This window comes from Oceanobacillus sp. Castelsardo, from assembly GCF_001659985.1.
Classification (GTDB): Bacteria; Bacillota; Bacilli; order Bacillales; family Amphibacillaceae; genus Oceanobacillus.
The window spans coordinates 137,362-152,305 of record NZ_LYCS01000006.1; the positions used below are offsets into that span (position 1 = coordinate 137,362).

Below are 14,944 nucleotides of genomic sequence, written 5' to 3' on the forward strand. Positions count from 1 at the left end.
ATAGTGAGTGATTGAATTGGATAAAAAAATAGTTTCTTTTCCACCAGTACTTCCAGATGAACCAAGAGTTTTAATCCTTGGTTCCATGCCTAGTGTGAAATCACTAGAAGAACAGCAATATTATGGCAATCCTAGGAATCATTTTTGGCCAATTCTTTTTGCTTTATTTCAAGAAAATAAAATAGATAATTATGATGACCGAATCGATTTTGTGAAAAAACATGGAATAGCATTATGGGATGCAATTGCAGCTTGTTATCGGGAAGGAAGTTTAGATTCTTCCATTAAAGATGCAGAGGCTAATGATATAGCTGGGCTTTTAGAGAGATATCCCACTATTCGTTTTATTGGATGTAATGGGACGAAAGCTTTTGACACATTCAAAAAGCACTTTGATTTCACTCAATTTCCGGATGTCCATGTTAAGAAATTGCCTTCCACTAGCCCTATTCCAGGTCGATTTACCAAAACATTTGATGAAAAAGTGGAGTCTTGGAGTATTATTTTAAAATTTATCCCACCTCAAACTTCTGGGGGACAAAGAAAGTGATGGGGGATAAGCTCCACGTAAAGATGTAATAAACTAGCATTTATATCGTCTTCCGCTATGACTATCTATTCGAGTATAATAGAATAATAGTTAGCGTAGAGGAGCGAATAAATGAAAAAAATAATCTTAAGAATCGTCGTAGGGTTATTTATTATAGCAATTATTATCAATTTCGTGATTGGATATTACTTATATGATCTAGCAATAGAAAGAAATGTTAAAGATTTCTTAAATGGCAATCAGGATCTGCAGGTTTCCGCCCAAGCGATGGAAGAGTTTACACAAGGGGATTGGCGTGATTGGGTAAAAGCTCAAGACTTTAGAGAGTGGGAAATGAAATCTTATGATGGAATTACACTTAAGGGATATTTTTTACCTGCCAAAGAGCCAACGAATAAAACAGTAGTCTTTGCTCATGGCTATTTAGGACGAGCTAGTGATATGGGCTTGTTTGGTCAGCATTATGTAGAGGAATTAGGTTACAATATGTTTACTGCAGACATGCGAGGACATGGAGAAAGTGGTGGCGACTATATTGGCTTTGGTTGGCATGATCGTCTTGACTTAATCGACTGGGTCAATCGTGTAGTTGATGAACTTGGGGATGATACAGAGATTGTTTTACATGGTCTTTCCATGGGCGCCGCAACAGTATTAATGGCTAGTGGAGAAGAGCTTCCGGATAATGTTAAAGCAATTGTAGCAGATAGTCCATATACAAGTGTAAATGATTTATTTGCATATCAATTGGATAGAATGTTTAAATTACCTGAATTTCCGATATTACCAACAACTGGACTCATCACCAATATAAAAGCCGGATATAACATTAAGGAGGCTTCCGCACTGGAACAAGTAAAAAAAGCGGAGGTACCAATCCTTTATATACATGGGGGAAGTGACACATTTGTTCCAACCTCCATGACTAAGGAATTGTTGAAAAACACGAAAAGTGAAGCAGAGCTTATGATTGTGGATGGAGCTAATCACGGTGAATCCATTATCTTGGAACGAGATAAATATTTAGATACATTAACTAGGTTTTTAGACAAATATGTATATTAAAAAATGGTTCTTCAGTTTTCTGGAGAACCATTTTTTATCCTTTAACCATCGGTGGTGGATAAAGGAAAATCCCATTGATGGAAGTCTTCTTTATACATCCTTTATACAATTAAATGGAGGTTTTCAGAAATATTTATGCATAAATATTAATTTTTTTTCATAAATATACTTGCGTAAATGGATAGAAAAATCTATAATAATGAATAATTCGAAAAATATGAAAGGGAGTCATTCGGTGAAAAATGTAGCAATCATTGGTGGAACGGGTTATGGCGCGGTTGAATTAATTCGATTACTTCAGTCCCATCGTTATATGAAGATTAAACAGATCATTTCACATTCACAATATGGAGAGCAAATTACATCTGTTTATCCGCATTTAACAGAATTTTATGATGATCCAATGGAAGAATTAAATATTAATAGATTAAAAGATGAAATAGATATTGTCTTTCTTGCTACACCTGCTGGGGTTGCAAAAGATTTAGTACCACAATTCCAAGAATCAAATGTACAATGCATTGATTTATCCGGGGACTTACGCCTACATTCTCGTGAAGCGTATCTAACCTGGTATGGTAAAGAAGCGGCACCACAGGAAACATTAGATGAAGCGGTTTACGGATTGTCCGAGATTTATAAAGAGGAGATTATAAAGGCAAAGGTTATTTCTAACCCTGGATGCTTTCCCACTTCTGCATTGCTTGGTTTAATACCTGCAGTAGAACATGGGATATTGAATAATCAATCCATCGTTATTGATGGTAAAACTGGAGTATCTGGAGCGGGAAGAAAACAATCTCAGATGACGCATTACTCTGAAACGAATGAAAATGTTACCCCTTATAAAATTGGAAAACATCAGCACATTCCTGAAATCGATTTATATTTATCGCAAGTTGCGAATGAAGACATAGCTACGACCTTTACAACACATTTAATCCCGATGACAAGAGGATTACTATGTACCATGTATGGAAAGTTAGATAAGCAAGTATCCACTCAAGACGTGATGGATTTATACCAATTCTACTATGAAACGCATCCTTTTGTAAGAATTAGAGAAGAAGGAGGATTTCCTTCAACAAAAGAAGTGTACGGAAGCAATTTCTGTGATATTGGCTTACATGTTGATGAACGAACCAATCAACTCATTATTGGATCCGCAATCGACAATTTAGTTAAAGGGGCAGCTGGGCAAGCAATTCAGAATGCAAATTTAATGAATGGTTGGGATGAGAAGCACGGACTATATCATATCCCTATTTTTCCATAAAAATATGTGTTCAAAAAGGAGGATGAAAAGTGTCAATTTCACCGGACTTTTTGGAACAACCTCATAAGGAAAGGATGAAATAAGTTGATCACAACACAACCAAAGAAAATGAATATCTTAGAAAATGGACATGTGACAAGTCCAAAAGGGTTTATAGCAGGAGGGGTACACTGTGGAATTCGTAGAAAAAAACTAGACTTTGGTTGGATTCATTCAGAAGTTCCGGCTGTTGCGGCTGGTGTATTTACCTTAAATGCTTTTCAAGCTGCGCCATTGCAGGTCACGAAGAAAAGTTTAGAAAAGGTCCATAAAATTCAAACCATTATTGTTAATTCTGGGAATGCGAATTCTTTTACTGGTGAACAAGGGTATCAAGATGCTTTAGAAATGCAAAGATTAGCAGCTGAAAAAATGACGGTTGAGGTCGATCAAGTTGCGGTTGCTTCTACTGGTATTATTGGTGAAACATTGCCAATGGATAAGATTCGTATGGGAATTGCCGCTATGGGAGAAGAAAATCATGTAGCTGCAGAGAACTTTGAGCAAGCAATTTTAACAACAGATACAAAAACAAAGCATGTAGCAGCGGAAATCGAAATTGATGGAAAAATGATCACAATTGGTGGGGCGGCTAAGGGATCTGGAATGATTCATCCCAATATGGCTACCATGCTAGGATTTTTGACGACAGATGCCGTAGTTGACGCTGTAAGTCTGCAAAACGCATTACGCCAAACAATCGACTATTCCTTTAATATGATAACGGTAGATGGCGATTCAAGTACAAACGATATGGTCCTTGTGTTAGCTAATGGAACGCAAGAAAATGAAATGTTAAATGAACAACATCCACAATGGGCAGAGTTTGTGGAAGCATTACAATTTGTTAGTCAAGAACTAGCGAAGAAAGTAGCTAAGGATGGAGAAGGGGCAACTAAACTTATTGAGGTTAACACTTTTGGTGCACCAACCGAAATAGTGGCGAAACAGGTGGCGAAAGCAGTTATTTCTTCTAATCTTGTAAAAACAGCTGTATATGGTTCAGATCCAAACTGGGGCCGTATTATTTGCGCAGTTGGCTATAGTGAACAACCAATTTTGCCAAACAAAATTGGTGTGTCAATTGGGGATATCGATGTAGTGAAAGATGGGGCAGTTGTTTCATTTATGGAAAAAGAAGCAAGTGAGTATCTTCAAAATGAAGTAGTTAAGATTAATATCGATTTGCAAAACGGAGAATTTGGAGCAACAGCGTGGGGCTGTGATTTAACCTATAACTATGTAAGAATTAATGCTTCTTATCGTACGTGAGGTGAACAAAATGGGTATTGTTGTGTTAAAAATGGGTGGTAGTGTTTTAGAAAAACTTCCTGAAGACTTTTATAAAAGCCTTGTTGAATTAAAAGAAAAGAAAATATGTGACCCGATTATCGTTCATGGTGGGGGACCTGAAATTAATCAAGCACTTAAACAAGCGGAAGTCGAGAGCTCCTTTGTGAATGGATTACGTATAACAACTGAGGATGTTCTAAAAATTGCCGAAATGGTGATGAGCGGTTCTATCAATAAACGAATTGTTAATAAATTGATAAAAGCGGAAGGGATAGCTTTTGGCCTTAGTGGTGTCGACGGTTCTCTTTTACAAGCAGAGCCGATGGATCCCTCTGGAAAATTAGGTTTCGTAGGCAAGGTGAAAAAAATTAATGATTATTGGCTTAAGTTAATCATGGAGCAAGGTGGTATACCAGTTATCTCACCAATTGGAATTGGTAAGGAAGGGATTCGCTACAATATTAATGGGGATATGGCAGCTGCAGCTGTTGCGAGTAGCGTTGGGGGCAAATTGATATTCGTGAGCGATATTCCAGGGGTTATGGAGAAGATGGATGGGAAACAAGTGGTCCATTCTAAACTAACCAAACGAGAGATTGATTCCATGATATCTTCCGGAGTTATTTATGGTGGAATGATCCCTAAAGTAAACTCCGCTATGGATGCATTATCGGCTGGTGTAGACGAATCCGTTATTATAAACGGGGTATCTCCGAGTGACTTGAAAGATTATATGGAAGGGAAAAACATTGGAACAAAAATCGTAATGGGAGAGGTCGAACATGTCTAATAATCTAGCAGTTAAAAATGTAGCAATCATGAATACATACAATCGATTCCCAGTAAAACTAGTAAAAGGGAAAGGGAGTAAAGTTTGGGATGATAAGGGAAATGAATATTTGGATTATACATCCGGTATTGCAACATGTAATTTAGGGCATGTTCCAGATCGAGTACAGTCTAAAGTAAAAGAACAACTTGACCTACTATGGCATTGTTCGAACCTGTATGAGATTCCAAATCAGGAAGAATTGGCCACGCTACTAACAGAAAACAGTGTGTTTGACAAAGTGTTTTTCTGTAATAGTGGTGCAGAAGCGAATGAAGCGGCAATTAAGATTGCTAAGAAATATGCGAAAGATCAAGGGAATCCAGAACGTACGGATATTGTAACGTTTAAACAATCTTTTCATGGACGTACCGGAACAACGATGGCTGCGACAGGCCAAGAAAAAATTCATCAAGGCTTTACTCCATTAGATAGAGGATTTCGTTATTTAACTTTAAACGATTTTGACGCATTAAGTGAGATTAATGATGGGAAAACAACCGCAGTCCTTGTGGAAGTAGTTCAAGGAGAAGGTGGAGTAAATCCAGCTGACAAAGAATGGCTTACACAATTGGAAAAGGTCTGTAAAGATAACGATATTCTCTTTATGGTTGATGAAGTACAAACGGGGATGGGGAGAACTGGAAAATTATTTGCTTATGAACAATTTGATTTGAAACCAGATGTGATCACTTTAGCGAAAGGACTAGGTTCAGGTATTCCGATTGGTGCAATGCTTGCGACTGAATCTGTTGCAGCTACCTTTAGCCCTGGAACACATGGATGTACTTTTGGTGGAAACCCGCTTGCTACAAGTGCTGGAATTGCAACAATTGAATGTTTATTAAGCGAAGGGTTCCTTGCAGAAGTAAAAGAGAAAAGCGATTGGTTCCGTACAGAATTGGCAAAATTACAGCAGGCCTCTACTAATGTTATCGGAGTAAAAGGACTAGGGTTTCTAGTTGGAATTGAATTTACTGAGCCAGTTAGTCCATTGATTGAGCAGTTCCGTGAAAAAGGAATTTTAGTATTAGTAGCTGGCACAAATGTATTAAGAATTTTACCTCCACTAACGACAACGAAAGAAGAATTAAAGCAATTTGTGAATGCTTTTCATGAATTATTATTGGAAACGGAGGAATAACATCATGACCAAAGGATATCTTGTGTTAGAGACGGGCGAAACATTCGTAGGTGAATGGTTAGGGGCAGATATAGAAACTGAAGGGGAAGTTATATTTAATACGAGTATGACTGGATATCAGGAAATGTTAACAGATCCGTCTTATCGAGGGCAAATATTAACATTCACTTACCCGACAATAGGTAGCTATGGTATTAATGAACATGATGACCAAAGTAATGATATCGCTGTTTCGGCTGTTATTATGAATGATGTTTGCGATGAGCCTAGCCATTATCAATCTACTACAACTATTTCAGAGCAGTTAAAAAAATCAAATATACCTGGATTAGCAAATATTGATACACGTTCTTTAGTTGATATGATTAAAAAATATAAGACAGTGAAAGGTACCATTACAAAGCAGGAAGGATATTCAAATAGCAAATGGAAAAGCACGGATTCAATAGAATTGGTTAGTGAAGTTTCTGTTAAAGTACCAGAAGTATATGGGAATGGAGACCATCATGTCGTCATTCTTGATTTCGGTTATAAAAAATCATTACTTCAGGCATTATTAAAAGAAAATTGTAAAGTAACGATTGTCCCATATAATACTTCTTTCGAGCATATAAAGTCTCTACTTCCTGATGGTATCTTGATTAGTAATGGACCAGGAAATCCTGAGGAATTACATGGGGTACTTTCAACCATTAAGGAATTAACTCAAAATTACCCTACACTTGGAATTTCCCTAGGTCACCAACTTATTGCCTTAGCTTACGGTGCAAAAACAGAAAAGTTATCATTTGGGCATCGTGGGAATTATCCAGTAAAACATATGGGATCCGGTAAAGTTTATATTACCTCACAAAACCATGGGTATGCTGTGATGGGTAACAGTATAGATTCTAATGAATTTCAAGTGTTGTTTAGAAATGTCAATGATAAATCTGTGGAAGGAATGAAACATATACACTTACCCGTTCAATCCGTTCAATTCCACCCTGAAGCACATCCGGGACCAAGTGATACAGAATATATTTTCGCTGATTTCGTGCAGCAGATGATTTCTTCAGGAGGGAAAAAGTATGTCGAAGCATAAATCATTAAATAAAGTAATCGTTATAGGTTCGGGACCGATTGTTATCGGGCAAGCTGCAGAATTCGACTATGCTGGCACACAGGCATGTCTTGCTTTAAAAGAAGAAGGCATAGAAGTAGTGCTTGTTAATAATAATCCCGCAACGATTATGACAGATGAGTCCATTGCTGACCACGTATATATGGAACCATTGACCATTGAATCTATAGAAAAAATTATTGCTAAAGAAAGACCAGATGGTTTAATTGGAACATTAGGTGGTCAAACGGGTTTAAATTTAACAGTTAAATTATATGAAGAAGGTATTTTAGATAAATACAACGTCAAATTATTGGGAACTTCTGTTGACTCCATTCAAAAAGGGGAAGACAGAGAAAAATTCCGTCAATTAATGATTGATATAGGTGAACCGATTGCTGAGTCCCAAATTGTGGAATCATTAGATGAAGGTTTGGATTTCATCAAACAAATTGGTTACCCAGTTATTCTTAGACCGGCTTATACTCTTGGTGGGGAAGGGGGAGGTTTTGCCTATAATGAGAAGGAGTATATTGCCCTTCTCGAAAATGGTCTAAAACTAAGTCCCATTCACCAAGTACTAGTAGAGAAGAGTATAAAAGGATGGAAAGAAATCGAATATGAAGTAATGCGTGATTCCAATGATACATGTGTGATTATTTGTAACATGGAAAATGTTGATCCAGTTGGTGTGCATACTGGGGATTCCATCGTTGTTGCGCCTTCACAAACACTAACAGATGTGGAATATCAAATGCTTCGTACTTCCTCTTTAAAAGTTATACGTGCATTGGGTGTAGTTGGAGGATGTAATATTCAATTTGCTCTTCATCCAGAATCAAAAGAATACTGTATTATCGAGGTTAATCCACGAGTTAGTCGATCATCCGCACTAGCATCAAAAGCGACTGGTTATCCAATTGCTAGGATTGCAACAAAATGTGCAATCGGCCAGCATTTAGATGAAATTATTAATCCGATTACAGGTAATACATATGCCTCATTTGAACCAGCAATCGACTATGTCGTTTTAAAAATTCCACGTTTTCCTTTTGATAAATTTACGGAAGCAGACCGTACACTGGGGACACAAATGAAAGCTACTGGGGAAGTTATGTCAATGGATCGGACTTTTGAAGGTGCATTAAATAAGGCTGTCCGATCACTCGAAATGAATATGTATAGTTTGAACTGGCCTGGAATGGATGAAAAAACAAATGTTGAAATCCTAGATTTACTAACTAGTCCAAATGACCTAAGACTATTTGCTATCGCAGAGGCTTTTCAGCGAAAAATAAGTATGGAGAAAATCAAGAATATCACTCAAATTAATTTTTGGTTTTTACGAAAAATAGAAAGAATTGTACAGCTTGAGGCTACATTGAGTGGGTGCGAGTGGCCAAATGTCCCGAAAGAGGCGCTATTCGAAGCGAAACGATTAAATATTAGCGATCTTCGAATTGCTGAACTTGTAGGAACATCGGCGAAAAATTTAAGAAACTATTATAAAGAGATTTCTATACATCCGGTATATAAATTAGTAGATACTTGTGCAGGTGAGTTTGATGCAGTTACTCCATATTATTATTCAACCTGGCAAGGAAAAGATGAAGTGAAAATAACCAATAGTAAGAAAAAAGTGCTTGTTTTAGGATCAGGTCCGATTCGCATTGGACAAGGGGTAGAATTTGACTATTGTTCGGTACATGCAGCCTGGGCTGTGAAAGAAATGGGATATGAAGCCATTGTTATCAATAATAATCCAGAAACAGTAAGCACGGATTATTCGATTGCTGATCGCTTATATTTTGAACCATTAGCATTAGAAGATGTCCTTCAAGTTATCGAGAAAGAACAAGTAGAAGGGGTTCTTATTCAGTTTGGTGGTCAAACAGCCATTAATTTAGCCAATGATTTAAAGGAAGAAGGTATCCATATTTTTGGTACACTTCCAGAACATATTGACCAAATGGAAGACAGAGAACAATTTTATGATCTTCTAAATCAATTAAATATCCCACACATTTCCGGACATATCGTTCATTCTTTAGATGAAGTATCCGCATCGGCAAATAATTTAGGTTTTCCAGTCCTTATTCGTCCTTCCTATGTGATAGGCGGGCAATCGATGTTCATTTGTAATAATGAAAAAGAATTATATAGTTATATATCGCGTATACAAAAGGATACGAATGATCGTTGTTGGCCATTGCTTATTGACGAATATTTACCCGGTGTGGAATGTGAAATCGATGTGATTAGTGATGGGACCGATATCGTTGTTCCCGGGATTTTCGAGCATATTGAACGTGCTGGAGTTCATTCAGGGGATAGTATGGGAGTATTTCCGCCAATTTCTTTATCGGAAGAAGTGAAACAACAGCTCGTGGCTATGGCTAAAAAGATAAGTCAGACAGTTCCGGTTATTGGAATGATGAATATTCAGTTTGTTATCCATCGTGATGTTATCTACGTATTAGAGGTTAACCCTAGATCATCAAGAACTATTCCGATTATGAGTAAAGTAACTGGTGTTCCAATGATTGAATGGGCAGTTCAAACGCAATTAGGTCATTCATTAAAGGAGATTACAAATCAATTAGATTTACTCCCTGAACCCACCTATTATACTGTCAAATCACCAATATTCTCTGCAAGTAAATTAAAAGGGGTCGACCATGTTTTAGGGCCAGAAATGAAATCGACCGGGGAAATTATTGGATTAGGGTATTCCAATAATGAAGCACTACAAAAAGTCGCATCACATATGGGTGATTTAAGAAATGTAAATCAGTTATTTGTTTCCATAACTAATCGGTTAAAAGAGGAGAGCTTACCTCTTATACAAAAATTTGTAGAAGCAGGAACTCAACTTGTGGCAACGGAAGGGACTGCGAAATTTTTAGAAACAAAAGGAATTTATGCATTTCCACTTTCTAATAATAAAGATGAAATATTAAATTATTGGATAACGAATACGCCAGATGTTGTATTGAATATCCCAAACCAAGGAAGAGAAAAGGAAAAAGTCGGATTCTATATAAGGGAATTGGCAGTAAGATACCAAATCCCATACTTCACAAGTTTAGAAACACTTGATATCATGATAGAATGCTATAACAATAAAGAAAATCAAGTAAAAACCTTATCGTTACAAGAATACTTGGAAGAGAACAAAAGCGCAAGCGCCCGTTTAGCGACGTAAGGACTCCGCTACCGCAGGACATAAAGACCGTTCTTAGTCGGTCTTCTCAAAGACAAGATTTAATAAGCTAAATTTTTTAATTTCACAAGGATAAAAGAAAACGGGAGTGATTTACACTCCCGTTTTTTCTATCTAATCCTTATTTTGTTAGTTTAGCATCTTGTTCATAAGCTGCCTGAAGCATTTTTGTTACTTTACCAGGTTTTCCGTCAGTAATAATTGTATGGTCTACTTGGATGATTGGTAACACTTCGGAAGTACTACTTGATAAAAATAATTCATCAGCTTTTGCAATATCTTCAACAGAGAAGGCATCTTCAATGAATTCAATATTTAGATCTGTAGCAAATCTCTCAACAGCCATTCTAACACAACCATGTAGGATGTTATTTGTAGCTGGGTGAGTGAATATTTTTCCATTCTTCACTAAATATACGTTAGAACTACTACACTCCGTTACCGTCCCATCTTTATGTAGAATTGCTTCATAACAATCATTCTCACTAGCTTCCTGTTTAGCGAGAACATTAGGTAAAAGATTCAAACTTTTAATATAGCAATTTTCCCATCGTGCATCACGCCTTGTAATAGCTTTTACTCCATTGTTTAAATTGTTTAAGTTCCGGGGTAATTCTTGAATGTACCCATAAATATTTGGTAGAACCCCTTTAGGAAAAATATGATCCCTTGGAGCTGAACCGCGGGTTGCTTGGAGGTATAACTTACCATCCTTGTTCATCTTATTTCTAGTCATTAATTCCAGTAATAAATCTTTTAATTCTTCTTTTGAATAAGGTAGTGTAAGTTTGATTGCTTCCGCAGAACGGTATAAACGATCTATGTGTTCTTCAAATAAATAATACTCACCCTGATAAATGCGGATTACCTCATAAACTCCATCACCGAACTGTAAACCTCTTTCTTCAAATGGATACTTTAAATGATCGCGATGCATGAATTTAGATTGAGTCAAAATAATAGGATATACACCCATTTTTCTACTTCCCCTCCCCTAAGTAAGTCTAGTTTATCACTTCTTATATAGTAGGTCGACAACAAATCTTGTCGTGTATTCATGTGTTTTTATCTAAAATTGTAGTAGAAAGATAGGTGTTTATAATATAATTGTAAAAAAATGTAGAATTTCCTTGAATTCAATATACTAGATTGTTATAATATATTTTGTTAGCACAACAAACAAAAAATTAAATAATTTTCCTATGCGGGTGTAGTTAAATGGTATAACCTCAGCCTTCCAAGCTGATGTCGTGGGTTCGATTCCCATCACCCGCTCCATACATAAGGTTGTAACGCAGTGTTTCGTAGTAAAAATGGCTACGAAGTATTGCGTTTTTTACTTTTTATCTACGCGGCGGCACTTATCTCCCGCCTCTACAGGCGGGAGATAAGTGCCGCCAAGCTTCGAAATAAGAGCGACTAAGTATCAGGTGGAGTTAAAACTCCACCTAAACTAAGTCTTCTTTGTGACCACCTTTTCCAATTTTTTAACACGTGAAAAATGGTATCAGCTATATAAAAAAATAAACTTCATTGATAATCCCGCTTATAGACATAACTTGAAAACAGCATTTTTTCCGTAGTATTCTAAAACTATATAAAATAAAAAATATACATAGAAGGTAGAAAGGAGGTTCTATGGATGCGCACCGAAGAACTACAACAAGAATTAAGAGAATATGCGCTCGGAATAGGTATAGATAAAATTGGTTTTGCTACAGCGGATGTTTTTACTGAATTAAAGGAACGTTTAAGACGTCAACAAGAATTAAATTATCAATCTGGTTTTGAAAAAGGGTCTATAGAAGAACGTACAGAACCAGTACGATTACTTCCAGAAGCACAATCCATTATTTCTATTGCTTTAGCTTATCCGTCTCGAATGAAAAATGCACCGAGAAGTACGAAGGAAGAAAGACGTGGCCTTTTTGCTAGAGCTTCGTGGGGGATTGATTATCACGAAGTATTACGTGAACGATTAAACAAACTAGCTGATTTTATTCATGAAAAAGTACCCGAAGCTGTAACGAAGATAATGGTAGATACTGGAGAGTTGTCAGATCGTGCGGTTGCGGAACGTGCTGGTATCGGTTTTAGTGGTAAAAATACATCCATCATTACTCCTGAATTTGGTTCGTTTGTGTATTTAGGAGAAATGATAACAAACATTCCTTTTATTCCAGATAGTCCGGTAGAAGATAGTTGTGGGGATTGTAGGAAATGCTTGGATGCTTGTCCAACTGGTGCATTGGTTGGAGAAGGTGGACAACTTAATGCGAATCGTTGTATCGCGTTTTTAACTCAGACAAAGGATTATTTAGAGGATGAATTTCGTATAAAACTAGGAAATCGCATATATGGCTGTGATACGTGTCAACAAGTATGTCCAAAAAATAAAGGTGTTGATTTTCACATCCATTCAGAGTTCGAACCCGATCCTGAAATATCCAAACCAAAATTAATCCCTATGCTACGAATTTCGAATCGCGAATTCAAAGAAAAATTTGGTTCCATTTCAGGTTCATGGCGTGGGAAGAAACCACTTCAACGAAATGCATTAATTGCTTTAGCTCATTATAAAGACAAAACTGCTGTAACAGAGATAATTGAAGTAATGAAAAATGATCCAAGACCAGTTATTCGAGGAACAGCTGCATGGTCATTAGGTAAAATTGGAACAGAAGAGGCATATTTAGCTATCAAAGAAGCAATGCAAATAGAGAAAGATGATCGAGTAATATACGAAATGGAAAAGGGCTTGGAATTTGAGAAAACGACTCGTTAAGCAGGTGGGAAAGTATAATCGGAAGGAAGGTGTGTGCGATGAAGTTTTATTTTGATGAAATAGAGTCTCCTATTGGTCCGATGACTCTACTTAGTCACGACGATAAACTTATTCGGACGGATTATGGTTCTATGAATGAATTATCCGAACACTATCATAAGTGGATGACACGTTATTTGCCGGCGCGGACAGAATTAATTCATAAACCAAATGCTTTCTTGCAAGTTAAATCAGAGTTAAAGAATTATTTTGATAAAAATCAACCAAGTTTTTCAGTTGATTTAGAGTTTCATGGTACACCTTTTCAAAAAGCAGTCTGGCAATCATTATATGACATTATTCCTTTTGGTGAAACGAGGTCATATAAAGATATAGCGATAGCGATTGGAAATCCTAGGGCAGTTCGAGCGGTAGGCGGAGCTGTTAATAAGAATCCTTTTTCTATCATTGTCCCGTGCCACCGAGTTATTGGAACAAACGGAAAAATGGTTGGCTATAACGGAGGATTATATAGGAAAGAATTTTTATTAAAACATGAAAACATGGTAAGGTAGGTCTTTAATTTTATCACGTCTTAACTGGCTGTAAGATCCCCAATTCAAGAAATCGAGTTAAACCAAAGAAATCAAAGTGGGGACAACAGCCAGTAGCGCCCTGATAAGTTAAACTACTTTCAGTGGGAAAAAAACTCCACTGAATGAGTTTCACTTTATACTTAAACCAAGCTATCCCTCCATATACTAAAAAGTGGAGGGGATTTTATGGAAAAGGTTAAACATTGGTGGTTAGACTTTTTTCAAAACGAGCGAAATAATGACGATTGGTGGGCACGAAAAAAAGCTCTATGGGAAAAAAGAAATGCTAAAATTGTCCAGACGAAGGGGAACGGAAAGGTATTTCGAAAACTGAAATATGATAGGGAAACTCTTTACCAGTACTTATTTCATGTTTCTTTCTTAATAAAACAGGGAAAGAATTTTCATCTAGAAGAACTAGTCGTTCCGTATCAATATAGACTAATAGATAATGAAATAGTAGATCATGAACAGATTGTTACCAATGTCGCTTCAGACGACATACCAACCCTGAATGTAGATAAAATAAATGAGCGAAATGGTGAGCGATTTTCTTATGACAGACATTCTGCAGTACAGTATGCAGAACGATGGTGGAATAATTATAATCCTGAGTATCGAGTGTTTGATGTAGATTGTACCAATTTTATTTCTCAGTGTCTTAGAGCCGGTGGAGCGCCAATGCGAGGGGCACCAGTTCGTGATAGAGGATGGTGGTACACTGGGGATAACTGGAGTTTTAGTTGGGCGGTTGCCCATTCATTACGATGGTATTTAAGTGGTTCAACAGAAGGTTTGAAAGGAAGAGAAGTTGAAAAACCGGAAGACCTTTTGCCAGGGGATATAATTTGCTATGATTTTCAGGGAAATGGCAGATGGGATCATAATACAATTGTTGTAAGTAAAGATGCCTATGGAATGCCTTTAGTAAATGCCCATACGGACAATAGCAGACATCGATATTGGTCTTATGAAGATTCAACCGCATATACGCCGAATATACAATATAAATTTTTCCGTATAGGGGAATAAAACGTGCTATAATAAATTTCGTGTTTAAAGA

The 14,944-nt window shown here is 36.8% G+C and carries 12 protein-coding genes and 1 tRNA gene; 12 read left to right on the forward strand and 1 reads right to left on the reverse strand.

Annotated features, from left to right (window positions below):
* The first annotated feature begins 7 nt into the window (after positions 1 to 7).
* The 8 genes from A9178_RS12095 (at position 8) to carB (ending at position 10,503) form a co-directional block, all read left to right on the forward strand.
* A complete protein-coding gene (locus A9178_RS12095) occupies positions 8 to 550 on the forward strand; it encodes a DNA-deoxyinosine glycosylase (protein WP_338113669.1) in 543 nt (180 codons plus the stop codon).
* A gap of 111 nt (positions 551 to 661) precedes the next feature.
* A complete protein-coding gene (locus A9178_RS12100; protein WP_068675622.1) occupies positions 662 to 1,615 on the forward strand; it encodes an alpha/beta hydrolase in 954 nt (317 codons plus the stop codon).
* Positions 1,616 to 1,850: 235 nt separating this feature from the next.
* Entirely contained in the window at positions 1,851 to 2,891 is a 1,041-nt protein-coding gene (gene argC, locus A9178_RS12105) for an N-acetyl-gamma-glutamyl-phosphate reductase (protein ID WP_082918185.1), read from the forward strand.
* An 84-nt stretch (positions 2,892 to 2,975) separates the two neighbouring features.
* Positions 2,976 to 4,202, forward strand: coding sequence for a bifunctional ornithine acetyltransferase/N-acetylglutamate synthase (gene argJ, locus A9178_RS12110; RefSeq protein ID WP_068675624.1), 1,227 nt, complete (start codon positions 2,976 to 2,978; stop codon positions 4,200 to 4,202).
* A 10-nt stretch (positions 4,203 to 4,212) separates the two neighbouring features.
* A complete protein-coding gene (argB, locus tag A9178_RS12115) occupies positions 4,213 to 5,013 on the forward strand; it encodes an acetylglutamate kinase (protein ID WP_068675626.1) in 801 nt (266 codons plus the stop codon).
* The gene (locus A9178_RS12120; RefSeq protein ID WP_068675627.1) at positions 5,006 to 6,196 is read left to right on the forward strand and encodes an acetylornithine transaminase; all 1,191 of its coding nucleotides are present in this window, start codon (positions 5,006 to 5,008) and stop codon (positions 6,194 to 6,196) included. The genes argB and A9178_RS12120 overlap by 8 nt, the downstream gene beginning before the upstream one ends.
* A gap of 4 nt (positions 6,197 to 6,200) precedes the next feature.
* Entirely contained in the window at positions 6,201 to 7,280 is a 1,080-nt protein-coding gene (locus tag A9178_RS12125) for a carbamoyl phosphate synthase small subunit (RefSeq protein ID WP_068675629.1), read from the forward strand.
* On the forward strand, positions 7,267 to 10,503 hold the full coding sequence (gene carB, locus A9178_RS12130; protein ID WP_068675631.1) for a carbamoyl-phosphate synthase (glutamine-hydrolyzing) large subunit: 3,237 nt from the start codon (positions 7,267 to 7,269) through the stop codon (positions 10,501 to 10,503). Before A9178_RS12125 ends, carB begins: the two co-directional genes overlap by 14 nt.
* Before the next feature lie 139 nt (positions 10,504 to 10,642).
* Here the strand turns inward: carB and dat are convergent, their stop codons facing one another.
* Entirely contained in the window at positions 10,643 to 11,497 is an 855-nt protein-coding gene (dat, locus tag A9178_RS12135; RefSeq protein WP_068675633.1) for a D-amino-acid transaminase, read from the reverse strand.
* Between the two features lie 228 nt (positions 11,498 to 11,725).
* Between dat and A9178_RS12140 the strand changes: the two genes are divergently transcribed.
* From A9178_RS12140 to A9178_RS12155, 4 genes are all read left to right on the forward strand, one after another.
* A tRNA-Gly gene (locus tag A9178_RS12140) sits at positions 11,726 to 11,799 on the forward strand.
* 364 nt (positions 11,800 to 12,163) lie between these two features.
* Positions 12,164 to 13,306, forward strand: a complete 1,143-nt coding sequence (gene queG / locus A9178_RS12145; RefSeq protein WP_068675635.1) for a tRNA epoxyqueuosine(34) reductase QueG — start codon at positions 12,164 to 12,166, stop codon at positions 13,304 to 13,306.
* A gap of 38 nt (positions 13,307 to 13,344) precedes the next feature.
* Positions 13,345 to 13,860 (forward strand): methylated-DNA--[protein]-cysteine S-methyltransferase, encoded by a 516-nt coding sequence (locus A9178_RS12150; protein ID WP_068675637.1) that lies wholly within the window; start codon positions 13,345 to 13,347, stop codon positions 13,858 to 13,860.
* A 207-nt stretch (positions 13,861 to 14,067) separates the two neighbouring features.
* Positions 14,068 to 14,913 carry an amidase domain-containing protein gene (locus A9178_RS12155; protein WP_068675640.1) on the forward strand — a complete coding sequence of 282 codons (846 nt, stop codon included), beginning with the start codon at positions 14,068 to 14,070 and terminating at the stop codon, positions 14,911 to 14,913.
* Positions 14,914 to 14,944 lie beyond the last annotated feature (31 nt).

Excerpts from the sequence above, each read along its gene's own strand:
- A9178_RS12100 (WP_068675622.1), top strand. The coding sequence starts at position 662 with ATGAAAAAAATAATCTTAAGAATCGTCGTAGGGTTATTTATTATAGCA.
- argB (WP_068675626.1), top strand. The coding sequence starts at position 4,213 with ATGGGTATTGTTGTGTTAAAAATGGGTGGTAGTGTTTTAGAAAAACTT.
- A9178_RS12120 (WP_068675627.1), top strand. The coding sequence starts at position 5,006 with ATGTCTAATAATCTAGCAGTTAAAAATGTAGCAATCATGAATACATAC.
- A9178_RS12125 (WP_068675629.1), top strand. The coding sequence starts at position 6,201 with ATGACCAAAGGATATCTTGTGTTAGAGACGGGCGAAACATTCGTAGGT.
- carB (WP_068675631.1), top strand. The coding sequence starts at position 7,267 with ATGTCGAAGCATAAATCATTAAATAAAGTAATCGTTATAGGTTCGGGA.
- dat (WP_068675633.1), bottom strand. The coding sequence starts at position 11,497 with ATGGGTGTATATCCTATTATTTTGACTCAATCTAAATTCATGCATCGC.
- queG (WP_068675635.1), top strand. The coding sequence starts at position 12,164 with ATGCGCACCGAAGAACTACAACAAGAATTAAGAGAATATGCGCTCGGA.
- A9178_RS12150 (WP_068675637.1), top strand. The coding sequence starts at position 13,345 with ATGAAGTTTTATTTTGATGAAATAGAGTCTCCTATTGGTCCGATGACT.
- A9178_RS12155 (WP_068675640.1), top strand. The coding sequence starts at position 14,068 with ATGGAAAAGGTTAAACATTGGTGGTTAGACTTTTTTCAAAACGAGCGA.